The 22,971-nt window shown below is 44.9% G+C and carries 19 protein-coding genes; 7 read left to right on the top strand and 12 right to left on the bottom strand.

Features of this window, described 5'->3' with window-relative positions; genetic code table 11:
- The first annotated feature begins 16 nt into the window (after positions 1–16).
- Positions 17–1,375 carry an AmpG family muropeptide MFS transporter gene (locus K5609_RS05185; RefSeq protein ID WP_221076260.1) on the top strand — a complete coding sequence of 453 codons (1,359 nt, stop codon included), beginning with the start codon at positions 17–19 and terminating at the stop codon, positions 1,373–1,375.
- A 2-nt stretch (positions 1,376–1,377) separates the two neighbouring features.
- Here K5609_RS05185 and K5609_RS05180 read toward each other — a convergent pair whose 3' ends face one another.
- The 3 genes from K5609_RS05180 to K5609_RS05170 form a co-directional block, all read right to left on the bottom strand.
- Positions 1,378–2,622: an RNA polymerase sigma factor gene (locus tag K5609_RS05180; RefSeq protein ID WP_221076259.1), complete on the bottom strand. Its 1,245-nt coding sequence runs from the start codon at positions 2,620–2,622 to the stop codon at positions 1,378–1,380.
- Positions 2,619–2,960, bottom strand: coding sequence for a YciI family protein (locus K5609_RS05175; protein WP_221076258.1), 342 nt, complete (start codon positions 2,958–2,960; stop codon positions 2,619–2,621). Before K5609_RS05175 ends, K5609_RS05180 begins: the two co-directional genes overlap by 4 nt.
- A 180-nt stretch (positions 2,961–3,140) precedes the next feature.
- Positions 3,141–3,623 carry a YajQ family cyclic di-GMP-binding protein gene (locus tag K5609_RS05170; protein ID WP_016400328.1) on the bottom strand — a complete coding sequence of 161 codons (483 nt, stop codon included), beginning with the start codon at positions 3,621–3,623 and terminating at the stop codon, positions 3,141–3,143.
- Between the two features lie 121 nt (positions 3,624–3,744).
- Here K5609_RS05170 and K5609_RS05165 point away from each other — a divergent pair, with 121 nt between their 5' ends.
- Both K5609_RS05165 and K5609_RS05160 read left to right on the top strand, forming a co-directional pair.
- Complete coding sequence (locus K5609_RS05165) at positions 3,745–4,668, top strand: ketopantoate reductase family protein (protein ID WP_221076257.1); 924 nt, start codon at positions 3,745–3,747, stop codon at positions 4,666–4,668.
- Entirely contained in the window at positions 4,661–5,221 is a 561-nt protein-coding gene (locus tag K5609_RS05160) for a DJ-1 family glyoxalase III (RefSeq protein ID WP_221076256.1), read from the top strand. The genes K5609_RS05165 and K5609_RS05160 overlap by 8 nt, the downstream gene beginning before the upstream one ends.
- A gap of 114 nt (positions 5,222–5,335) precedes the next feature.
- On the opposite strand, the gene K5609_RS05155 is transcribed toward K5609_RS05160, so the two are convergent.
- The 4 genes from K5609_RS05155 to prfB all read right to left on the bottom strand — a co-directional run bounded on the left by K5609_RS05155 (position 5,336) and on the right by prfB (position 9,676).
- Positions 5,336–6,325 carry a substrate-binding domain-containing protein gene (locus tag K5609_RS05155; protein WP_221076255.1) on the bottom strand — a complete coding sequence of 330 codons (990 nt, stop codon included), beginning with the start codon at positions 6,323–6,325 and terminating at the stop codon, positions 5,336–5,338.
- A gap of 105 nt (positions 6,326–6,430) precedes the next feature.
- Positions 6,431–6,877, bottom strand: coding sequence for a DUF1499 domain-containing protein (locus tag K5609_RS05150; RefSeq protein ID WP_246611985.1), 447 nt, complete (start codon positions 6,875–6,877; stop codon positions 6,431–6,433).
- A 160-nt stretch (positions 6,878–7,037) separates the two neighbouring features.
- Positions 7,038–8,561: a lysine--tRNA ligase gene (gene lysS / locus K5609_RS05145; protein ID WP_221076253.1), complete on the bottom strand. Its 1,524-nt coding sequence runs from the start codon at positions 8,559–8,561 to the stop codon at positions 7,038–7,040.
- Between the two features lie 16 nt (positions 8,562–8,577).
- A protein-coding gene (prfB, locus tag K5609_RS05140) for a peptide chain release factor 2 (RefSeq protein ID WP_221076252.1) occupies positions 8,578–9,676 on the bottom strand; the annotation gives its coding sequence in 2 pieces (ribosomal slippage) (positions 8,578–9,600 and positions 9,602–9,676; 1,098 coding nt in all).
- A gap of 349 nt (positions 9,677–10,025) precedes the next feature.
- Here prfB and K5609_RS05135 point away from each other — a divergent pair.
- A complete protein-coding gene (locus tag K5609_RS05135) occupies positions 10,026–10,454 on the top strand; it encodes a hypothetical protein (protein ID WP_221076251.1) in 429 nt (142 codons plus the stop codon).
- A gap of 66 nt (positions 10,455–10,520) precedes the next feature.
- On the opposite strand, the gene tyrA is transcribed toward K5609_RS05135, so the two are convergent.
- Both tyrA and K5609_RS05125 read right to left on the bottom strand, forming a co-directional pair.
- Positions 10,521–11,645, bottom strand: a complete 1,125-nt coding sequence (gene tyrA, locus K5609_RS05130; RefSeq protein ID WP_221076250.1) for a bifunctional chorismate mutase/prephenate dehydrogenase — start codon at positions 11,643–11,645, stop codon at positions 10,521–10,523.
- Between the two features lie 13 nt (positions 11,646–11,658).
- Entirely contained in the window at positions 11,659–12,732 is a 1,074-nt protein-coding gene (locus K5609_RS05125; protein ID WP_040306856.1) for a 3-deoxy-7-phosphoheptulonate synthase, read from the bottom strand.
- A gap of 250 nt (positions 12,733–12,982) precedes the next feature.
- Between K5609_RS05125 and K5609_RS05120 the strand changes: the two genes are divergently transcribed.
- The 3 genes from K5609_RS05120 to K5609_RS05110 all read left to right on the top strand — a co-directional run bounded on the left by K5609_RS05120 (position 12,983) and on the right by K5609_RS05110 (position 17,204).
- On the top strand, positions 12,983–14,683 hold the full coding sequence (locus K5609_RS05120; protein ID WP_281423335.1) for a LytS/YhcK type 5TM receptor domain-containing protein: 1,701 nt from the start codon (positions 12,983–12,985) through the stop codon (positions 14,681–14,683).
- A complete protein-coding gene (gene btsR / locus K5609_RS05115) occupies positions 14,680–15,423 on the top strand; it encodes a two-component system response regulator BtsR (protein WP_221076248.1) in 744 nt (247 codons plus the stop codon). Before K5609_RS05120 ends, btsR begins: the two co-directional genes overlap by 4 nt.
- Before the next feature lie 287 nt (positions 15,424–15,710).
- Positions 15,711–17,204: a carbon starvation CstA family protein gene (locus K5609_RS05110; RefSeq protein ID WP_221076247.1), complete on the top strand. Its 1,494-nt coding sequence runs from the start codon at positions 15,711–15,713 to the stop codon at positions 17,202–17,204.
- Positions 17,205–17,539: 335 nt separating this feature from the next.
- On the opposite strand, the gene K5609_RS05105 is transcribed toward K5609_RS05110, so the two are convergent.
- The 3 genes from K5609_RS05105 to K5609_RS05095 all read right to left on the bottom strand — a co-directional run bounded on the left by K5609_RS05105 (position 17,540) and on the right by K5609_RS05095 (position 22,795).
- Positions 17,540–18,226: a TIGR01621 family pseudouridine synthase gene (locus tag K5609_RS05105; protein WP_221076246.1), complete on the bottom strand. Its 687-nt coding sequence runs from the start codon at positions 18,224–18,226 to the stop codon at positions 17,540–17,542.
- Between the two features lie 65 nt (positions 18,227–18,291).
- Positions 18,292–22,107 carry a DUF748 domain-containing protein gene (locus K5609_RS05100; protein ID WP_221076245.1) on the bottom strand — a complete coding sequence of 1,272 codons (3,816 nt, stop codon included), beginning with the start codon at positions 22,105–22,107 and terminating at the stop codon, positions 18,292–18,294.
- Between the two features lie 61 nt (positions 22,108–22,168).
- Positions 22,169–22,795 carry a LysE family transporter gene (locus K5609_RS05095; RefSeq protein ID WP_016400353.1) on the bottom strand — a complete coding sequence of 209 codons (627 nt, stop codon included), beginning with the start codon at positions 22,793–22,795 and terminating at the stop codon, positions 22,169–22,171.
- Positions 22,796–22,971 lie beyond the last annotated feature (176 nt).

Below are 22,971 nucleotides of genomic sequence, written 5' to 3'. Positions count from 1 at the left end.
CTTAACCGAGCTATAAATGAACTCATCGCTAAATTGGTCTCAGACCCTACGTTCTTATTTAGATAAACGATTGCTTTGGGTATTTATGCTCGGTTGTGCCAGCGGTTTTCCGTGGGTACTAATTGGTTCTAATATGTCGGGCTGGCTTACCGACGCCGGTTTGTCACGCTCAGCCATTGGCTTTTTTGGCTCGGTATTTACCGTGTATGCCATCAATTTTTTATGGGCTCCCTTAGTTGATAGGGTAAAACTTCCCGTTTTACATGCTTGGCTCGGCCAGCGTAGAAGTTGGATATTTTTGTGCCAAAGTATCGTGTTGCTGTGTACCTTTGGCATTGCCCAGTTTGACCCCGCCAACAGCCTGGTATTTACCTCACTGCTCGCTTTGTGCATTGCCACCGCATCTTCTACTCAAGACATTGCCATTGATGCCTACCGTATCGACAGCTTCGCTAATGCTGAATCGCACCGCTTACCACAAGCTTCGGCCATGGCTGTGATTGGTTGGTGGACCGGTTATTCCTTACCGGGGTATTTAGCCTTTATTAATGCTGACAGCATTGGTTGGAACGGCGTCTATTTAGGTATGTGTTTTATTGTGGCCTTGCTGATGCTATTTACCGTGTTAGTGAAGGAACCGTTAAGTAACCGCGAAGCCTTGCAACAACAAGCAGAGCTGCGCCATGCCGAATACCTTGGCACAAGATCGCCCTTGCTAGCATGGCTAACCGTAACTGTGGCCGAACCCTTTTTAGATTTTTTCCGCCGCAATGGCGTGCGAGTAGCAATCACCTTGTTATTGTTTGTATTTCTGTTCAAAATTGGCGAAGCCTTTTTAGGCCGAATGTCGATAACCTTTTACCGCGAAGTGGGTTTTAGTAATGAGCAAATTGGCCATTACTCTAAGCTTATTGGCTGGGGAGCCACCGTAGTATTCACCATTATTGGCAGTGCTTTTAATGTGCGCTTTGGCATTATTAAAGGGCTAATATTGGGTGGCATCGCCATGGCTAGCAGCAACTTAATGTTCGCTTGGATTGCCTCAGCTGGTCCAAATGAACAATTGTTCTTAGCCACCATTATCGTCGATAACTTTACCAGTGCCTTTGCCACAGTCGCCTTTGTTTCGTTTTTAACAGTGCTTACTGGCCAAGCTTTTTCTGCAACTCAATATGCCTTGTTAGCTAGCTTGGGGAACTTGGGACGCACCACTCTCGCCTCCTTCAGCGGTAACTTGGCAGATTACTTAGAATCTTGGCCGCTATTTTTCATCTTAACTGCAGTAATGGTAATCCCGAGCCTAATAATGTTACTTAGCTTAAAGGGCTATTTTACCAAGATACTGGCGCACAACGCCTCCAGCAAACAGAGCTAAGCCTAGTCTTTAAGAGGCGACAAACTCCAGCGCTTGCTTAATAAACGCCTAATCGCAGCGCTAGGAGCCTCCTCTAGTGCTAGCTGGGCATTTTGCTCTGCCAGTTTCTGCTCTCCACTGCGAAACTGTAAGTCTGCCAATACCGCATACCAATGATAAGAGCGACTCAGCCAACTAGGAGCTTGAGAGTTTTCAAGCACTGCCAAGCCAGCCTTTGCCCCTTGCCATTGCGCCAAGGCCACCGCCCGATTGAGAATATGAAAGGGTGAAGGCGCCAGCTTTTCTAGCAGTAGATAGGCCTCCACTATTTTATGCCAACGAGTCTGCTCAAAAGAAGAAGCCAAGCAGTGTTCCGCCGCTATGCCCGCCTCAATATGATAGCGAGACAATTGCTCACCTTGCGCCGAGCGCTGCAAACAACGCAAGCCCATAGCAATTTGTGCCTGATTCCAGCTACTACGATCTTGTTCTTGCAACAGCAGTAGCTCCCCCGCTTGTTGTCGCGCGGGCAACCTAGCTGTATTTAGATACATAAGGGCTAACAAAGCATAACTTTCGGGCCGATTGCCCAAGGCATGTTGGCTTAGCAACCCAGTTAAACGAATTGCCTCTTCACATAAATCTTGGCGAATAGATAAATCTTCGTGAGAAGACAAATAGCCTTCGGTAAAAAGCAAATACAATACCCGGTACACTGCTGGCAAACGCCGTTGCATGTCTTGCTCGTTTAAGCTATCTAGTTGCAAGGGTTGCTGTTGTAGGTGTTTTCTAGCACGACTAAAGCGCTTATAAGCATTGGCTTCACTAATAAATAGCCGCAATGCAGTTTCTTTAATGCTAAACCCCACCAAGCTTTTTAGGGTGAAAACCAGTTGCGACTCCACCGCTAAAGCCTCATCGCTAGCAACAAACAACATTCGCAATAATGCGTCACTTAATTCTCCACTAAGTGGCGGCTCTACCAGTACCTCAGTTTGTGGCTCTTCAGTTTGGGCTAGCAAATTAGAATGGCTTTGCTGTTGGCGAAACTGCGACAAAAGGTAACGCAGTGCCACTTGATAGAGCCAAGCAGAGGGTTTGTCTGGCACCGCCTGTTTCAACCAATTATCAAGCGCTTGGGCCATCGCCCACTGCACCGCATCTTCTACTTGCTCAAAATGCTCAAAGCCAAAACGGCGAACTAATAAGGCCACGAGTTGGCCATACTCGTGGCGAAATAGATGCTCTATTTTTCCGTGAGAACTCAAGGTTTGCTTATTTCTCGAAGCTCAATATTGGTTCCCATGTTTTCAACCATAGGGCTCGCTTTAATCACCTCGACGGCTTCTGCTAAATCACTGGCAGTAAGCAACATATAACCACCAACAATTTCTTTAACTTCGATGAAGGGGCCATCTTTTACTTCATCACGATTAACCACCGCCCCTTCACTGCCCAACTTACCGCCCATATCCACAATGTTGTCGGCAAACTTAGTTTGCCAAGCATTAAATTTGGCGTACATCACTTCCATATCACTGGCAGATAATTGTTCGCAGCCGCCCGAGTCACTGCGAAGTAAACACATATATTGTTTATTGCTCATTATTTCACTCCATTCAAATTCATATTAATCAGTGAAGCATACTTCACCGACATAGTAATGAGGTTTAACAAATATAAACTTGGACACCTTGCGGGATTTTTTACCAAAAAGTTTTTGAGATAAGCACCAGACACAAAAAAACCGCCGGATGGCGGTTTAACAAACCTTGGCTATAAAGCCTTAGTCGCGAAAGTTATTAAACTGGAACGGTTGGTCGTATTCACCACTGCGTACCAATGCCATCGCAGCTTGCAGGTCATCACGCTTCTTGCCAGTAACACGTACTTGTTCACCTTGAATAGAGGCCTGAACTTTTAGCTTGGCATCTTTGATTTGCTTAACCACTTTTTTAGCGGTGGCTTGATCAATCCCGTTTTTGAAGTTAACCACTTGAGAGTGTGTTTTGCCGCTACGGGTTACCGAGGCTAAATCAATCGACTTAGCATCAACCGAGCGCTTGACTAAAGTGCCACGCAAAATATGCAGCATTTGCTGTAACTGAAACTCAGCCTCAGCAGTCATCTTAATTGACTCATCTTTGTATTCGAAGCTGGCTTCTACACCACGAAAATCAAAACGCGTTTCTAGTTCACGTATCGCATTATCACACGCATGGCGAACTTCGTTAGCATCTATCTCAGAAACAATGTCAAATGAAGGCATGTTTTCTCTCCCCTAAAATCTGGCCTTATGCGAAAATTGCTGCATTATATCCCGTTACCACTAAAAGAGTATCGCTTGCGGTAACGCTAGTGCCAATTTTGTTAGATTAGTGAGTCTATTTATGACTGTTTCTGCAGAACCCTATTACGACTTTGCCATCATTGGCGCGGGCGCCGTAGGTGGCTTACTGGCCGGCTTGTTGAGCCATCAACAACAAAAAGTGTGTTTTGTTGACTCACGCTTAAGCCATACTCAAGACCTAACATTGCAACTTGATAGCCTTGAATATGGCGTCATTACAAACAACTTGAAGGTATTTCCCAGCTTACCTAATTGCCGTTGGTTATTGCTATGCGTAAAAGCCCACCAAGTAAAACAAGCCTTGTCTGCGTTTAAGCTAGCCGACAATTGCAAACTAATGTTAGTGGTTAACGGGATGGGCGCATACCATGAGATCGTAGATAAACTAGCTCCCCAGCTGTTGTATTTAGCCAGTAATACTCATGGCGCGCTTATTCAAGAAAAGACGAATACCCAACTACAGCTAAAACACACAGGCTTGGGTCAGCTGGTTGTTGGGCCTTACCTAAAAAACGCCGCAAAGCCGCAAGATTTGATGGCACTTGAACAAGCATTGCCAAGCGCAAGTTGGCAAGACAATATTTACCCCGCTCTGTGGCGAAAACTGACAATCAATTGCTGCATTAACCCTCTCACTGCCTTGCACCAATGCCGAAACGGCGAACTGCTAGATACACGTTTTGCCAAAGATATTGCCGCACTTTGCGACGAAGTTAGCCAAGTAGCCGCTGCCGAACAGCTTGATTTAAGTGCCGAAGACCTACACAAAACGGTGTTGCAGGTAGCGAAAGCAACTGCCAATAACTTTTCCTCTATGCAGCAAGACATACACCACAAACGCCTTAGTGAAATAGGCTACATTAATGGTTATATAGTTAAGCAAGCTGCGAAACATCAATTGGCTTGCCCACATAATCAATACATGCTGCAACAGATCCAGCGATTGGAGAAACACAATGACTAAAGTGATGGTAGCTATAGCCTCTGGCAGTGAAGAGATTGAAGCCGTAAGCATCATCGATGTATTACGCCGAGCCGAGATTATCGTAGACGTAGTAAGTATTGAAGCCGACAAGCGCTTGGAGATAGTTGCCTCTCGCGGCGTAAAACTAGTGGCCGATCTGCATATTAGCGATATAGACCCAGCAAACTACCAGATGCTGGTATTGCCCGGTGGTGTTCCCGGTAGTGAGGCTTTCCGTGACTGCGAATCACTCATTGCCATGCTTAAGAAACGTAATACGAAGCAATGGTTAGCCGCAATTTGCGCAGCTCCTGCTGTAGTACTAGCAGAGCATAATTTACTGGGTGATGCTGTAGTAACTTGCCACCCTGGCTTTCAACAGCAGCTACCGCAAAACCAATTAAGTGTCGACAGAGTAGTGGTTGATCAAGAACATAAGCTAATCACCAGCCAAGGCCCCGGCACAGCTATTGAATTTAGTTTAGCCTTAATTGCTCAGCTCAAGGATCAACAGAGCGCCAACCAAGTCGCCGCCCCCATGGTGTTAACTTAAGCTAAAGAAGCGTTTACCAGCTATCATAGTGGCCGTTCCAAGGCAGCTACAGCTGAACGCTAATATCGGTATTCACCCACGTAGCTACTTGTTTAAACAACCACTGCAAGCAAGCTATTGGCACATCGGAATTTGACCAAATACACAGCGTTCCAGCTTGGTGTGTATCAGTGGTTCCACCGCTTTACCTTGATGAATGCTATACAGGGTATAAATAGACTGATAGCCCATATCGTAGGGTGATTGGCCAACATTACCATGGGCTAAACCCTGCGCTAATAAGCGTTTTTGTACTTCGAGGGTATCGCCAAAAATAAGCAATAAACGGCTTGAGGCCAAACTATCACTATGCGGCGACACAACGTCTGAGTATTTAAACTCAAGCGTTTGTGGCCACGCGCCAACGGTAATAATCACATCAAGCAATTTCGGTTCGTATTGATGTAGGCGCAGCATTCTATCGAGATTATTAAGCGAGCGCTGAGCATCATCATCGGAGTAAATTGGGCAGCGACTTAGTTCTTCCCATAAGTCACTCTTACCACTGTTATTATTAAATCCTAAGCCGGCATACACCCCACTAATACGCTCCATCAAGTTGGCCGCGCCCTTATGCCCAGTGATAATGCAGAACGAGCCCCCTTGCGGCTTTAAGGCTTGGGTTAAACGCCCCAACTGAAAGCCAAATTGAAAGTTATCGGTACCAATATAGCTATGGCGTAGTTTGGGATCGGCAGCCAAGGCTTTTTCAGAAAAATCAGAATCAAATGTCACTACGGGAATTTGACTTTGCTTGGCCAATTGCATGCTGCGGTGAGTAAGCACCCGAGAGTTAATCACCGACACCGAAATGCCGTCTAAGCCTTGCTCAATTTGCTGAGAAATTATTTGATCTTGGTAACGGGCATCGGCTTCTTCAGGGCCAAGGTAGACACACTCTACATCTAACTCAGCGGCAGCTTGTAAACAGCCCTTTTCTACATCATCAAAAAAAGGATTGGTAACGGTTTTAGGTACCACTAAGAAACGTGGTTTTGCAGAGGAATCAGTTGCAAGAGTTTGACAGCTTACAAGAATCAACAGACTAAACAGACATGCTTTCACGGCATCACCAACTACCTAGGAGAATACTTTAAGCTAAGCCAATAAAAGCCATTAGGTAAAGCCAAGCTGCGCTATCTGCAACTTGGCTCACGCTTTTGTAGGTAATTACTCAGCTTCTAGATATAATTTGGCAAACTCTTGATATCGCTGATTATTTATACCCATATCAGAGTAACCTACGCGAGACTGAGAACGAAAATGGACTAAGTGCTCAGTTTGGTCAAAATGCAGCTCTACATCATCGCGATAGCCTACCGTTGGGCTGAAAAAGACGGCGTGAACATATTGCTCATCACGGCTAATCACTTTGTTGTTTGGCATATGGGCAAAAGCGCGTAAGGCGGCTAGCTGAGTGCTTTTCAAATCGGCTTTAAATGGCAAGGCAGCGACTTTTTTATCACCTTCGGCATAACTAGACACCCCATTTGGAGAACTGGCTAATGGCGCCAATCGACCCGATTGCAAACCTAGGCCACTTGGAGTGCTAAGGTTTTTGTAAACCATAAACCCAACTACAACCAGTACAATCACTACTATTCCTGACAACAGCATTTTCACTACCTTTCTCCCTTAATTACGCTAATTGCTTTTGACTAAACCAAGCTTACTCTCAATGAGCTTAGTCTTCGTTATCGCTACTATAACGAAAAAGCACAAAAAAAAAGCCACACACTGTAAAAAGTGTATGGCCTTTAATAGCTTATTTGTGAACTTAAGCTTGAGGACGCATCGCTGGGAATAAAATCACGTCGCGAATAGTGTGCGTGTTGGTGAAGAGCATCGCTAGGCGGTCAATACCAATACCTTGGCCAGCCGTTGGTGGTAGGCCGTGCTCTAGGGCGGTGATGTAGTCAGCGTCGTAAAACATCGCTTCATCATCGCCAGCATCTTTAGCCTCAACCTGCGCCTTAAAGCGCGCGTCTTGGTCTTCTGCATCATTAAGCTCAGAGAAGCCATTAGCTACTTCACGACCACCGATGAAGAATTCAAAACGGTCAGTGATAAAGGCGTTGTCGTCATTGCGACGCGCTAGCGGGCTAATTTCTGCTGGGTATTCTGTAATAAAGGTTGGCTGAATTAGCTTAGGCTCAGCAGTCTCACCGAAGATTTCTTCAAGTAGCTGGCCACAAGTCCAGAACTTCTCTACTTCAACGCCAACTGATTTAGCAATGCTAACCATGTGCTCGCGGTCTTGCACTTTGTCGTAATCCAAAGCTTGAATATCGGCGTGCTCAGGGTTGTACTGCTTAATCGCTTGCAACATGCTCAAGCGTGGGTAGCTACCAGCAAACTCAACCGTCTCGTCGCCATAAGGCATAGAAGAAGAGCCTAGAACCTCAACCGCTACAGTGCGTAGCATTTCTTCGGTTAGATCCATTAGATCGTTGTAGTCGGCGTAGGCCATGTAGAATTCCATCATGGTGAATTCTGGGTTATGGCGCGGCGACAGACCTTCGTTACGGAAGTTACGGTTAATTTCGAATACGCGCTCAAAGCCACCTACCACTAAACGCTTCAAGTAAAGCTCTGGTGCGATACGCAGGAACATCTGCTGATCTAGCGCGTTGTGATGAGTAATAAATGGACGTGCGGTAGCGCCGCCAGGGATCACTTGCATCATTGGTGTTTCCACTTCCATGAAGTTCTTAGACTCCATAAAGCGGCGAATACCGGCTACCAACTTAGAACGCACAATGAAGGCTTGGCGTGAATCGTCGTTTACGATCAAATCAACATAACGCTGACGGTAACGCTGTTCTTGATCGGTTAAACCGTGGAATTTCTCTGGCAATGGACGCAAGGCTTTAGTTAGCAAAGCATACTCGTCCATGTTCACGTAAAGATCACCTTTACCTGATTTGTGCAGCGCACCTTTAACACCAATGATGTCGCCAATGTCTAAGCCACCAATTTCTTTTAGCTCTTTTTGCACCGGCTTAGGCGCGTAAGCTTGAATGCGACCCGATACATCTTGAATCACTAAAAATGGTCCACGCTTAGCCATAATACGACCAGCAATAGCGGCTATGTTACCGGCTGCTTCTAAATCTTCTTTAGATTGTTCGCCAAACTGCTGCTGTAAATCGTCAGCTAGGTGCTCACGTTTAAAGTCATTTGGGTGGCCGTTAGCCGAGCAAGTTTCGCGAATTTTGTCTAACTTAGCGCGACGCTCTGCGATCAGTTTATTTTCTTCTTGTGCTGCTTGTTCCAGACTTTGTTCTGTTTGTTCCGACATGTGAAAACCTTGCTCGTTACAGCCCTGACTTAAGGCTAGCTTCTATAAATTTATCTAAATCACCATCTAACACGGCTTGAGTATTACGGTTCTCAATACCGGTTCGAAGATCTTTAATTCTTGAATCATCTAATACATAAGATCGAATTTGACTGCCCCAGCCAATATCCGATTTATTGTCTTCCGCCGCTTTTTTCTCGGCATTCTGTTTTTGCAACTCTAGCTCAAACAACTTAGCTTTAAGCTGCTTCATTGCTTCGTCTTTGTTCTTGTGCTGCGAACGACCGCTTTGACACTGCACCACTGTATTGGTAGGTAAGTGGGTAATTCGCACCGCCGATTCGGTTTTGTTTACGTGCTGACCACCCGCGCCTGAAGCTCGGTATACGTCAATGCGCAAATCACCTGGGTCAATGTCTACTTCAATGCTGTCATCAATTTCTGGGTAGATAAACGCCGATGCAAACGAGGTATGACGACGCCCACTAGAATCAAAAGGAGACTTACGTACCAAACGATGCACGCCAGTTTCTGTTCTTAGCCAGCCGTAAGCATATTCGCCACTTACTTTAATCGTTGCACCTTTAATACCAGCAACATCACCATCCGACACTTCAACTAATTCAGCTTTAAATTTATGCGCTTCACACCAACGCAAATACATACGTAGCATCATATTGGCCCAGTCTTGAGCCTCGGTGCCGCCAGAGCCTGATTGAATATCGATATAACAATCGCTTTCGTCCATATCGCCAGCAAACATCCGGCGAAATTCAAGCTTCTCTAATTGTTTAACTAAGTCTTCGGCTTCGGCTTGAGCTTCTTCGAAGGTTTCTTCATCTTCAGCTTCTACCGCCAGCTCAACCAAACCAGCAACATCTTCGATGCCTTGAGTAAGGTTGTCGATGGTTTTTACCACCAACTCTAGCGCTGAGCGTTCTTTGCCTAAGGCTTGCGCGCGCGCCGGGTCATTCCAAATTTCTGGTTGTTCTAATTCGCGACTGACTTCTTCTAACTGCTCTGCTTTTGCATCGTAGTCAAAGATACCCCCGGAGCACTTCTGTGCGCTCTTTAATATCTGCTAGTGAGTTGTTCACCGAATTAATTTCAAACATCCTGCAATGACCTACGTCGAAGTACCAAAAACGCGCAATTTTAACCAATATAGCGGGGAATAAACATAGTTAGGCGCAATGAATAGGCTAAATAAACCAGTTTTTTTGTTATCTCGGTGAATCGCAGCTTTAGCCAACCCAAAATTTGCCAGCATTTCCATAAACTAAGGAGCTTTATAGCTAATGCCAAAGCGGCTTTTCGTTAACTGCTTCAGCTTTTTCTTAGTTTTGTTGGGATTATAAATTAGTCGAATTCGTTAACTGAAACTTGCTGAACTGGAGATCTAGCATTAACTTAAACTAACAAGCCAATACAATTTCGTCGGTTTAGTGTTTGTGGGAGACGGCATTGCGAGAAGCACATGGTTCTATTGAGTTTTCACTTAATGGACAGATAATGGAGATTGAGGGCACAGGTCCTTGGAATCTTGAACAAATGGAGGATAGTGGCAGCGCTGCGGCTCCTATACTAGACCAATTATTAGATTCGCCATGGGCAGTTTTAGCCACATTTCATGGAGAAACCTTTTATACCGAAGATGCAGCAAAGCAATTAATTGAGTGGTTAAAAGTTGAAAAACAACGTGGTCGAGTTGCCACCGCCTTAATCCTTACCCACGCCAGCGTACCAGAGCTCGCTAAATGGCATTTAAGCCAAATATATATTCAAGCAGGGGAAACGGTACAAATATTTACTGATAAGGGTGAGGCGCTGAGCTGGTTAAAACAAAAAATTGCTGAATATGAACAGCAAGCGGCTTTCGAAGATCATTTATAAATAATAAGCTAATAAAGCGCATAAAAAAGCCAGCCCTAAGGGCTGGCTAATCACTAACTACAAAACCTAAGAGCGTCGGCTGTCGTTAGCTTGCTGTAATAAGCTGCGGCTTTCTTTTAAGAACTCTTGCGAGTAATCACCAAACCAGTCACTCACTCGCTCAAAAGACGCAATAAAGCCTTCGCGATCTTTATTCTCTACCAGCTCAACCAATTCACCAAAGTGTTGGTGGTAACGCTTAATCATCGCAGCGCTCTGCTCTGATGCCATAATAATATCGGCGTACAAATCAGGAGACTGGGCAAATAAACGTCCAACCATGGCCAGCTCTAAGCGATAAATCGGAGAGCTTAAGTCTAGTAACAGTTTTAAGTCTGCATCTTCCTGCGCTAAATGCATGCCATAAGCAAAAGACGTAAAGTGACGCAAAGACTGAATCAAAGTCATCGCTTTATCATGGCTTTCTGCTTCTACGGCATGTAAACGTGCGCCCCAAATGCCCATTTGCTGCAATAGCCACTGGTACTGCTCACCGCCACGACCATCGGCGTAAACAATAACCTGCTTAGCAAGACTAGGCACATCTGGGCCAAACATTGGATGCAAACCCACAACTGGGCCTTTGTGCACAGCCAACATTTTGTTTAGCGGTGCAGACTTAATACTAGTGATGTCGGCCAAGATACAGTTTTCAGGCAGATTACCTAATTGGGCAATCACCGTCTCTGTAAGGTTGATTGGCACAGAAACCAACACTAAACCGGCGGTAGCAAATAGTTCGGGGGCTTTATCCCAATCTTCTTTGCCAATGACATCAACTTGGTAGCCAGACAAAGTAAACATTTGTACAAACAAACGGCCTAGTTGCCCACGACCACCAATCACAACAATATTGCCAAGCTCAGGATTTATCGTTTTAAAACCACTGTCTTTTTCACTGGTATACGACTCACGCATCACTCGACGCAATACGTCTTCGATTAACGCTGGCGGTACACCTTTGTTTTCAGCCTCGGCGCGACGCTTAGCCAACATGGCTGCTTCGCGATCCGGTGCATAAATAGGTAAACCGTGCTGAGTTTTAACTTCACCTACTTTATGAACCAGCTGAATACGTTGCTGTAGCAAATCTAGAAGCTGTTGATCCACTTCATCGATTTGGTCACGTAAAAGATTTAGAGCTTGAACCATGTTGTTTCCGTTATTATTTTTCTAGGCGTTTAGCTAGGCTGTCGCCAAGTTCGTTGAACATCTTGTCGATCAACGTTGCAGTTGCATCCCAATCAATACACGCATCGGTTACCGATACACCGTATTTAAGTGCTGACTTGGGTGCTTCACTTGGCTGGTTACCCGCTTCCAAGTTACTTTCTAACATTAAGCCAATAATTGATTTATTGCCTTCTTCAATTTGATTAATCACGTTAGCCGCAACCAAAGGCTGAAGTTCGTGGTTCTTGCTAGAGTTAGCGTGGCTGCAGTCCACTACTAGGGTAGGTGCTAAGCCGGCTTTTTCCATTGCTTGCTCAGCCAGTGCCACGTTTACTGAATCATAGTTAGGCTGTTTACCACCACGTAAAATTACGTGGCCATCTGGGTTGCCTTGAGTTTGCAACAAAGACACTTGACCTTGTTGGTTAATACCCATGAAGCGGTGCGAGTGAGCAGCCGATTGCATTGCATTGATTGCTGTACCTAAGTTGCCATCAGTACCATTTTTAAAGCCAACAGGCATAGACAAACCACTGGCCATTTCACGGTGAGTTTGTGACTCAGTAGTACGTGCACCAATAGCAGCCCAAGAGAACAATTCTGATAGGTACTGCGGGCTAATTGGATCTAGCGCTTCGGTGGCCACTGGTAAACCTAACTCGGCGGTCCAAGTTAGCAGTTCACGGGCGTTGTGAAGACCAGTTTCCACATCAAAAGAGTTATCCATGTGCGGATCGTTGATGAAACCTTTCCAACCTACGGTAGTACGAGGTTTTTCAAAATACACCCGCATAACGATAAATAGGCGATCGCTATATTGATCGTGAAGTTTCTTCAGGCGCGAAGCATATTCTTTCGCCTGTTCTAAATCGTGAATAGAACAAGGGCCAGTAATAACCAATAAACGTGAGTCACGTTTGTGGCAAATATCGGCGATAGTTTTGCGTGACTGCAGTACAAATTGTAATGCTTCATCAGAAGCTGGAAGCTTCTCGCGTAACTGTTCTGGTGTGATAAGGACTTGTTCTGACGAGATATGAATATCGTTAATTGGATCTTTTTGCATTTGCTCTTTTACTCCGGTGGCGGATTTAGCCACACATTTCCTTTCCCATTTTGGGATTAATTATTATAGAAACCCATCACAATACCAGTGCTTGCACCATTTGCAAGCGGTCAAGCGTTACCAGCTTGTTAAGAGCTTTACCAGCGATTTTGGTAAGTCCTATTAGTTGCTGTAAACAGTATGCTAATATGCTGCTATCTACTGTGAATGCCAGATATCCTTTCGCCAACTAGCGAGGCTTTAATAGCTGATGATATTGAGTGATTTTTCCCTGCTATTGTCTTTAGCCCAACAAATGAGCGTTTTTCTGGTCATTGCCTACCTGCTGAGTAAAACGCCAGCCTTTCTTCCGCTTACTAATCTGTCGCCACGTTTACCTAATACGCTCACCATTTATTGCTTGTTTTCGGGCTTCTGTATTCTAGGCTCCTATTTTGGTTTGGCGATTGACGACGCCATTGCCAATACTCGCGCAGTTGGCGCCGTGCTTGGTGGTTTATTTGGCGGTCCAGTGCTGGGTTTGCTGGTAGGTTTTACCGGAGGCATGCATCGCTACTTTATGGGCGGATTTACCGACGTAGCCTGCGCAGTTTCAACCACGCTTGAAGGTTTAGTTGGCGGCTTATTTCATTTGTGGATCCGCAGGCGCAGCTTGCACAACGAACATTTGTTTTCGCCCACTATTGCCTTTGTTGCAACCTTAATCGCCGAAACCCTGCAAATGTTATTAATTTTGCTGATTGCTAAACCCTTTGAGCAGGCACTAGCCTTAGTAGAAGTTATCGCCCTTCCTATGGTTTTAGCCAATTCTGTTGGCGCCGCTTTATTCATGATGATGATTCGCGACCGCCGCCGGCTTTATGACAAATTTAGTAGTCATTCTTCAGCTAAAGCGCTTAACCTTGCGCAACGCATGGTAGGTGTCTTTCATCAAGGTTTCAAACAACAAGATGCGGTGCGTATCGCTAATATCATTCATGAAGAAACCGGTGTTTCTGCGGTCGCTATTACCGATACCCAACAGGTATTGGCTTTTAAAGGCATGGGCAGCGACCACCATCATGCCGGTCGGCCTATTTCTTCAAAACAAACCTACCAAGCGATTAATGAAAACAGGGTGGTATTTGCCGATGGCGTAGAAGAGCCCTACCAATGTAGCTCAAGTGATAAATGCCCACTGGGTTCGTCCTTGGTGGTGCCTATTCGCGGTAGCGAGAACGATGTGATTGGCACTGTGAAATTGTACGAATCGAAACGTCGCTTGTTTTTACACATTAACCGCGCCTTAGGCGAAGGTATTGCTAAAGTAATTGCCGAACAATTACGTGATAGCCATGTTCAGCAACAGCAGCAACTACTCACCGAAGCTGAGCTAAAACTGGCGCGCGCCCAAATTAACCCACACTTTTTGTTTAACGCCTTAAATACCATTAGCGCGGTGGTAAAACGCGACGCCAGCTCTGCCCGTCAGCTTATTGCTGATTTAGCCTTATTCTTGCGAATTAATTTAAAGCGTAATCAGCAAAGCAGCTTAGTCAGTGTGGAACTGGAACATGTGAACGCTTACTTACATATTGAACAAGTGCGCTTTGCCGACAGGCTGGTGATTAAACAAGATATTGATGAATCGTTTATGCACTTGGAGTTGCCCACCTTTACCTTGCAGCCCTTAGTTGAAAACGCCATTAAACACGGCACCGCTCATTTGCTTGAAACCGGCAAAATCACCATTTATAGCCGGCTAAACAATGGAGTTAAACAATTGGTAGTTGAAGACAACGCCGGCCTCTATCAAAAACCAGAGCAAGCCACCAGCGAAGGATTAGGCATGCATATTGTGGATACCCGTTTACGAAATGCTTTTGGTGCATCTTTCGCGTTACAAGTTGAATGTCAGCTAAACCAATATACTCGGGTGATTATTTCACTGCCCAAGGAGCCTAACCAATGAGAGCAATCATTGTCGACGATGAACCCTTAGCCAGAGAAGAGCTTCAGGAGATGCTGCAAAGCCACCCTGAAATTGAAGTCGTCGCGCAATTTGGCAACGCCATAGAGTGTTTAAAGCACCTTAAGCAACTGCAAGCCGAGGTATTGTTTTTAGACATAGAAATGCCACAAATTAGCGGTTTAGAACTGGCGAATATGATTGACAGCGACAATGCGCCAGCGATTGTATTTGTGACTGCTTACGATCAATTTGCTCTGGATGCCTTCGAACAAAATGCCGTGGATTACTTACTCAAGCCGATTGACTCGGAACGTTTGTGTAAGTCGATTAAACGCTTAAAAGAGCGCTTGCCTTCCATCAAGCAAACCGAAGCCGATGCGCCCGCTAATCACTCCTACCAAACCATGCTCAAAGAGCAGCAACTTCGCTTAATTCCCTGCTACTACCAACAACGGGTAAAACTAATACGTTTGGAAGATATAGAGCATGCTTCTAGCGATCTAAGCGGGGTGCACGTTGCCACCGAAAATGGCAGCTATCATACTCAGCTCACCTTAAAAGTATTAGAAGATAAATCGCCTTTATTACGCTGCCATCGCCAACACTTGGTGAATGTGGAAGCGATCTCTGAAATATCCCTAGAAGACAATGGTGGCGCAGTATTGTTCACCAAAAGTGGCGAACAGCTGCCAGTAAGCCGCCGCTACTTCAAAGCAATTAAAGAGCATTTTGGCTTATAACATTGTTCAATTAGCCAACACCACTTAAGTGCTATTTCAACGACTAGCCAAGAAACGGTGCTGTTTACTAAAAGTGGCGCACAGTTAACAGTTAGTCGTTAGCCGTCGCTACTTCAAAGCAATTAAAGACTATTTTGGCTTATAACATTGTTAAATTAATCAACACCACTTAAGTGCTATTTCGACCACTTACCAAGAAATAGCACCACTCACCAAAGCGACTACTGAATAGAGACTTGCGAATTAATAGACTGGCCTCGATTACAACTAAGTACTGAGAGGATGACATGCTTTGGTTTCTATTTTGCGTCGCAGCGTTGCTCGGCGGATACTTCATTTACGGTGCCTTTGTAGAAAAGGTATTTGGCATTAAAGAACAACGACAAACCCCCGCTTACGCCAAGCAAGATGGCGTAGATTACGTGCCGATGTCGAAGAAAAAAGTTTATTTAATCCAACTGCTTAACATTGCCGGCGTGGGCCCTATTTTTGGTCCTATCATGGGCGCTTTATATGGCCCAGCGGCGATGTTATGGATTGTGGTTGGCTGTATTTTTGCTGGCGCAACCCACGACTACTTCTCTGGCATGTTGTCAGTTCGTAATGGCGGCGCTTCAGTCCCCGCTCTATCTGGTCGCTATTTAGGAAAAAGCGCCCGTCACTTTATGAACATTTTTGCGATTGTTTTGCTGCTGTTAGTTGGTGTGGTGTTTGTTTCCGCTCCTGCAGGCATGTTGACCAACCTAATTAACGACCAAGCCGGCTTAAGCCTTGGTTTAGGCACTATGGTTAGCCTAATTTTTGTTTACTACATCATCGCTACCATCGTCCCCATCGACAAAATTATCGGTCGTTTCTACCCACTATTTGGCGCGCTACTTATTTTTATGTCGGTAGGGCTTATTACCGCTGTAGCTTTCTCCAGTGAACACCAAGTAATGGGCAACTTTGAAGTTAGCCAAATGTTCACTAACATGAACCCGAACGACTTACCATTGTGGCCAGCCTTATTCATTACCATTGCTTGTGGAGCAATTTCAGGCTTTCATGCCACGCAATCACCGTTAATGGCTCGTTGTGTAGAGAATGAAAAAAATGGCCGTTTTGTATTTTACGGCGCAATGATTGGTGAAGGTGTTATTGCCTTAATTTGGTGTGCTATCGCTTTATCGTTCTTCAACTCGATGGAAGGTTTGCAAGCTGCAGTAGCGAACGGTGGTCCAGGTAAAGTGGTTTACGATGCTTCCTTTGGTCTACTAGGTGTATTTGGCGGTATCTTAGCGTTCTTAGGAGTGGTTATTTTACCTATCACCTCAGGCGATACGGCGTTTCGTTCAAGCCGCTTAATTTTGGCAGAGTACTTTAACCTGTCTCAAAAACCCGTTAAAAACCGCTTAATGATTGCCCTGCCAATTTTCATTATTGGTGGCATTCTTACTCAAGTAGATTTTGGAGTAATTTGGCGCTACTTCGGCTTTGCTAACCAAACAACCGCTGTAATGATGTTATGGACGGCAACCGCTTACCTATTGCGTAATGACAAATTCCACTGGATAACCACTGTTCCAGCCATGTTTATGACAACAGTAGTGGTGACCTTCATCCTAAACTCAAGCACCTTGGGCTTTGGGCTACCAATGACTATTTCTACGGTGGCAGGGGTAGTGACTACCTTAGTGATTACCGGTTTGCTAATAGCCAAACTAAAAGGCATTGGTGAAGACGATTTGGATGAAGAGTTAGACGAAATAACTAAACTAAATTCGGCCAAAGAAGCCTAATAACATCCTTAGGGTCTGTTGATCTTTGGTGTTGAAATTTTGTTCGAGATAAGCGGGCTTTAATCGCGGCGAGCACTTAAAAGCCTAGTGGGCTAAGCAAGAAGTGCTTAACAAAGAGTAAAGTTCGCTTATACGAACCCTTCGGGCAGCATTTCTTAGCCATTTATTCAGCGTTAGCGAGTGATTATTAAGCTCACTTAACTGCACACTCACTGCCTTGCCTAAATGGCTAATAAATTGCTGTAAAAACCATCAGCAAAGATCAACAGCCCCTAACATTTGAGCCGCTTTATGCGGCTCTTTTTTTATGCTTAAGAAACGACAGAGCTGTTAGCTTAACTGCGCTTAAGTTGCGGGAAGGCCACTTCCCAAGGCTTAGCTAAACTGGCAATCTTTTCAGCGATTTCAAACCGCTCAAAATCCCCATCAAGATTATCTAAAGCTACATAATGGAGAGACTGTTCACCCCAATTAAACTGCAGGCCAAAAGCATGCAAATAACCCCGCTCTGCCACTTCGCCACCATAACGCGTATCACCCAGTATTGGCGCGCCTAAACTTTTAAGGGCAACCCGCAATTGATGGGTACGCCCAGTATGAGGTTTTAATAAAAACAAACGGCGTTTGGGTAACAGCGCAAAACTAAAAAACTGGGTAATCGCCGGGTTATCGTTAGTATGCCCAAGCTTCCAACTTCCGTTGCGAGCTTTCAGCATATCGCCTTTAATCAAGCCCTGTTTCTTTTTAGGTTTGTTAGAGGCTAAGGCTAAGTAGAATTTATTGACTAAGCCTTGGCTAAACAGCTCTTGAAAACGCGCAGCTGCCGATTTATTTTTGGCAAGCAGTAACAAGCCAGAGGTTAGCTTATCTAGGCGATGCACTGGCCATAACTCTAGGGCAAATTGTTGGCGCGCCAACTCAACCAGCCCCAACTCGCCAGACTCGGTATGAAAGTTAATACCACTGGGTTTATTAACCACTATAAAATCGCTGTGTTCGGCCACGAGTAGGAGCTTTTGCATACTGCTTTTCCTTACAAAATCAGTGACATTATCGCCCGAACAGGGTTTAAAACAAGCTTTCGCGATTAATCAGCAATAATGCTTAAGGTTACCAGCATTTTGCCACTTTGCTTGTCGAGCGCTTGGCGCTGCACAAAAGCGCGGTCAATGGCTAATTCGTTTTGTTCGGTGAGAACGTCTTTCACCGCAATCGCTCGTTGCTCTGCAAAGCTTTCTAAATCGCCATCATTAAGGGTTTGTTGGTCAACTAATCGTTGATACCACAAGCTGTGTAACTCTTGATTTAAACGCTCGGGGCTAAGCTGCTCTTGCTCTTGCAAGCTTTGGGTTAGCTGCTGTCGGTCTTCATTACGGCTTGCTTCTTCTATGTTAACTTGTGCCAAGTTAACAAGAGCAGTTCGTAAACTGCGGTTCTCGAGTACTGCACTTAAACTGATATCTTGCGGCGCTATATCCAAATTAGCCTGTTGATTAAGCTGTTCAGCGAGCGCTTGTCTTTTGAGCGCTGGAATATCTTGAGCTGGATCGATGGAGCCAACTAGAGCAATTTTTAGCTGCGGACGTTTTTTTAAGCCTTCGGCCAATTGGCCTAGCTGAGTAAGCTGTTGCTGCTCAATCTCGCTACTGCCAGCAACAAAACTCACTTCATTTAAGGTTTCGTCACTACCAATTAGCGAACCAATCAAAGCAAAGGGTGAGGTAACGATTTTTTTCAGCGCGCCACCTAAGGCCTTGAACACCAATCCACCAACATTAAAGTCTGGATCATTTACATCGCCGCTAACTTCTAAACCTAGGTCTATCACACCTTGGTCATCTTCTAGTAGCGCAATCGCAAGCTCCACCGGTAGCGAAGTAGCCTTTTCGCTATTAGTGCGTTTACCTAATTGCAGTTGCTCTATGTAAACTTGATTGCTTCCCTGTAGCTGGCTTTGCTTAAGTTTATAAGCCAGAGCTAAAGACATTTGCCCACGCTCAATCACATAGCCTGCATAGGTGCCCGAATAGGCATTTAAGCGAGTAAGTTCTAAATGTTTAAAATCTAGTGCCGCATCAAAAGCAGGTTCCGCAGCAAGAGGGGCAATTTCACCAGCAAAACTTACCGGAGCATAACCGTCCACTTCACCGCTTAGGCTCACTTCGGCAGGCTGGCTAGCGTCTTGAGTTAAGCTGCCAATTTTACCCTCTACCTTTTCAATCTTGGCGGCAAAGTTGGGGTCTAACGAGTAATCAGCAAAGTCGACCAAGCCTTGGCTAAACTGCGTTTGCGCAATGCTAATTTGCCAGCTTGCTGAATCATTTGTAGCTACTGGCTCACTGGCTTGTTCCTCAAGCTCTTCGCTTTGCTGCTCAACCGAGCTTTCACCCTCTTCGGGTGACTTTACAATCCCAGCCAAATTAGTGGAAAAGTCTTCAGATACCTCAATTAAGAAGTAAGGTTGAATAAAGTTAATCTCACCCAAAGCAAGGCGGCGTTGGCGAGTATCTAAATCTAACTGGCTAAGATTAAACTCTGACCATTTTAGTAAATCGGACTGCGCCCTTGCGTCTTTTAAATGCAGTTCATCAATGCTGAGCGGGCCTTTTAAAGCCAATCCAAATTGCTCTTGCCAATCTAATTGCACTTGCATGTCGGTATTAAACTTGGCCGACTCAAGTTTTAGCTCGGTGTATTGCGCTAAGTAGGCTTGATAAAAAGCCAAACCAAACTGTGTAGCTTTAAGCGTTAAATCAGCTTGTTTGTCGGCAAGGGCAATTTCTCCATCAATAGCGAGCTCGCCACCCTGCTCGGCTTGCAGCGTTGCGGCTATCGTCATCGAAGCGCTCATATCGGAGCTTATATTTGAAAGCTCAATTAAAGGGGCGTTTAGTTGGTGTTTAAGCTCTTGCCCAGAATACATCTCGCTCAAACTAAAACGTGAATTAGCTGCGCTCAACTGGGCAATATTAACCATCCACCCAGCTTGCTGTTCACGTGCAGTAGCGTCAGTTTCTTCTGCTGCCACTGCATTTTGTGCAAGTTCTGGCTTAGTTTGCGCTTCTAAAGAAACGTCACTGACTTCATCGAGATTAGTTGCCTCCGACTCTAAGGCTTGATCGCTTTGCGGCTCAGGCTCGATGTCGATTGGGCTGTTTTCGCTATTCTTACTTGCTGCAAAACCTAGGTATTCAATAATGTCCAAGTTGCCTTGCTCATCGAGACTGGCAATAAACTCTAAGGCTTCACTGCTAAGGCTCGCAATATCAACAGTTTGCTTAGTTAGATTGACATCTATACCGTCGGCAACAACATCATTGGCCGCCAGCCAATGCAAATTCTCTGTTTGTTGGGGCACCGCCAGATTAACTTGCGATAAGGCCAAACGCCCTTTAGAGCTATTAAGAGCAAAGCTGTCTGCCAACTGCATATCTAACTCGCTACTTAAGGCCAGTTGCCCACTGTTTATATCTAGCCGAACAAAAGGGGAGTACCATTTTTCAAGTTGCGTTAGCGCCAATTGGCTAAGGCTTACTTGACCAGTTAAACGCTGCTCTGGGCCACTAAAGGCTAACTTTGCATTGAGTGGACTCTGCTGGTACAAACTAGCATCAAGCGTTAATTCCGTGGTTTGCTGCATATCACTAGAAAACCCGCTAAGGCTAAGCGCTTGTAACAATAATTGATGCTGTTTAGTGCTGCCTAACCAAGCTTCACCTAGCCTTAGTTCAAAGTCATTCACCTTAATGCTGTTGTTGCTTAGCACCCAAGAAGACTCACTGGTAGCCGGTTCTTCCTGTTCAACCGCCGGTGTAGCATCACTTTGTGCGCCAGCGTCAGGTGTTTGAGTTTCAGCCACCAGCTTTTCAAAATGAAACCACGAGAGCCAATCTAGCTGAGAGTGCTGGTCAAAGTTGGCAGCAAGTAAACCTTGATTGAGACCTATATCCCCTAAACTTAGGTGTTGCTGGTTCAAATCAAAAGTAATGTTATTAAGCGAGAGCTGTTCGAACTTAGCGCGAGTTTCATCAAAAGCACTCAACTCAAATTGTTCAATGCTCAGCTGGCCTTGTTCGGTAATAAACTGAAACTGTTGTTGGTAATCAATGAAATAATCTGTGCTAAGCGTTACCGCGCCTTGGTTGATTCGCAAATCGGTATAAGGGCGTAAAAAAGCAAAAACCCGCGGAAGCTGAAACTCTTCTAAAGAGAACTGCCCCGATACTTGAGAAGCAGGCAAATCCACTTCACCACTCCACGCTAAACGGCCTTGCTCGCCGACTTGCGCTTCAATACGATAGGCATTAGCTGCATCGCCGGTTCTTTGGGTATAAAAATCGTTAAGCAATAAATCAAAGCTAGAAATAGAAAAATCTACCGCCTGCTCTGGCAAGTAATCACTCAGTTTTAGCTGAGCATTGCGCAGCATAAACTGTTTAACTCGCAAACGGGGGACGCTAGCTTGCTCACTGCTTTCCGACTCTGTATTTTGCGCTTCAGCGGTGTTGGGGAATAAGCTGTCGATGTTTAGCGCACCGTTTTTTAGTCGGCTAAGGTGAAAAAATAAACCGTCTAACTCTAAGGCTTCAAAATTCCAACTCCAGTAGAATATAGAGCTTAAGGTGAAATCTACATAGAGGCGCTCGAAGCTCGCCAAAGGCTGGGGTTGCTGCTCATCAAGCTCTTTAATGGCAAAGTGGCGCAACGTTAATGAAAGCTTAAGCGGATGAAAATCTGCTTGTTGCAGAGTCACAGTGTGACCGGTGAGAACGGTTAATTGCTTTTCTACTTGCTGCTTGATCACCCAAGGTAACAAGCTTAGTGACAGCACAACATAAAGCATAAAGACTATTACAAAATACACCCCAGCTTTTTGCCAAACCGTAGCCTGCTGCCAGAGCATTTTTATTTGCCCTATCCTTGTGGCTGCCTTCATAAATCTCCCGCGTCTTTGATGATGCTTATTAGTTTCGACTACTAAAAAGCAAACGAATTCCCAAACTTACTAAAACAAAACCCATACTGCGATCAAACCAGTGTCCTACCTGCAAAAACTTACGGCGAACTCGGGCAGTACTAAACAACCAGGAGATCATGGCAAACCATAAGGCTGTAGCAAAAACCATATATAAACCATAGCCTAACTGCACCAGCATTGGCGTAGTTGGGCTAATAACTACAGTAAATAATGACAAGAAAAACAAGGTCGCTTTAGGGTTTAAGCCATTTGTCATAAAACCACTTAAAAAGGCACTTTTATCGCTAAGCCTAAGGCCCGTATCGGCTTCAATATCTGCTGCATCACGACGCTTAGCTCGCAAGCCTTGAATACCTATCCAAATCAAATAAGCAGCGCCTAACCATTTAATCACGTTAAACAACCAAATCGACTGAGAGATGATTAAGCCGATTCCCAGCACCGAATAAATCACATGAACCATAATCCCACAACCTACACCAAGGGAGGTAAAAATAGCGGCTCGACGACCAAGGGAAATACTATTTTTTAGCACTACTGCTAGGTCTGGCCCCGGCGAAGCCACGGCTAACAAATGCACCACAACCACGGTTAAAAATTCTGCCCAGTACACACTCTCTCCTTAAAGAAACCAACAGTGACAATATTCACGTCTAATTGATTAAACAAAACCAGCAAGCATAAATCCATCTACAATTGTATTTAGCAGATATAAAACAATAAAGCTTGGCAAATTTTTGTTATTACTTATTTAAAAAACTGCGCTGCATCAATCAGTTATTTTGTTAT

The sequence above is a fragment of the Agarivorans aestuarii genome, assembly GCF_019670125.1.
In the GTDB taxonomy this organism is placed as follows: Bacteria; Pseudomonadota; Gammaproteobacteria; order Enterobacterales; family Celerinatantimonadaceae; genus Agarivorans; species Agarivorans aestuarii.
The sequence above is the reverse complement of the archived record's forward strand: the minus strand, read 5'-3'. Positions and strand labels throughout refer to the sequence as shown.

Excerpts from the sequence above, each read along its gene's own strand:
- K5609_RS05185 (WP_221076260.1), top strand. The coding sequence starts at position 17 with ATGAACTCATCGCTAAATTGGTCTCAGACCCTACGTTCTTATTTAGAT.
- K5609_RS05175 (WP_221076258.1), bottom strand. The coding sequence starts at position 2,960 with ATGAGCAATAAACAATATATGTGTTTACTTCGCAGTGACTCGGGCGGC.
- K5609_RS05170 (WP_016400328.1), bottom strand. The coding sequence starts at position 3,623 with ATGCCTTCATTTGACATTGTTTCTGAGATAGATGCTAACGAAGTTCGC.
- K5609_RS05165 (WP_221076257.1), top strand. The coding sequence starts at position 3,745 with ATGACTGTTTCTGCAGAACCCTATTACGACTTTGCCATCATTGGCGCG.
- K5609_RS05160 (WP_221076256.1), top strand. The coding sequence starts at position 4,661 with ATGACTAAAGTGATGGTAGCTATAGCCTCTGGCAGTGAAGAGATTGAA.
- K5609_RS05150 (WP_246611985.1), bottom strand. The coding sequence starts at position 6,877 with ATGCTGTTGTCAGGAATAGTAGTGATTGTACTGGTTGTAGTTGGGTTT.
- lysS (WP_221076253.1), bottom strand. The coding sequence starts at position 8,561 with ATGTCGGAACAAACAGAACAAAGTCTGGAACAAGCAGCACAAGAAGAA.
- tyrA (WP_221076250.1), bottom strand. The coding sequence starts at position 11,645 with ATGGTTCAAGCTCTAAATCTTTTACGTGACCAAATCGATGAAGTGGAT.
- K5609_RS05125 (WP_040306856.1), bottom strand. The coding sequence starts at position 12,732 with ATGCAAAAAGATCCAATTAACGATATTCATATCTCGTCAGAACAAGTC.
- K5609_RS05120 (WP_281423335.1), top strand. The coding sequence starts at position 12,983 with ATGATATTGAGTGATTTTTCCCTGCTATTGTCTTTAGCCCAACAAATG.
- btsR (WP_221076248.1), top strand. The coding sequence starts at position 14,680 with ATGAGAGCAATCATTGTCGACGATGAACCCTTAGCCAGAGAAGAGCTT.
- K5609_RS05110 (WP_221076247.1), top strand. The coding sequence starts at position 15,711 with ATGCTTTGGTTTCTATTTTGCGTCGCAGCGTTGCTCGGCGGATACTTC.
- K5609_RS05105 (WP_221076246.1), bottom strand. The coding sequence starts at position 18,226 with ATGCAAAAGCTCCTACTCGTGGCCGAACACAGCGATTTTATAGTGGTT.
- K5609_RS05100 (WP_221076245.1), bottom strand. The coding sequence starts at position 22,107 with ATGCTCTGGCAGCAGGCTACGGTTTGGCAAAAAGCTGGGGTGTATTTT.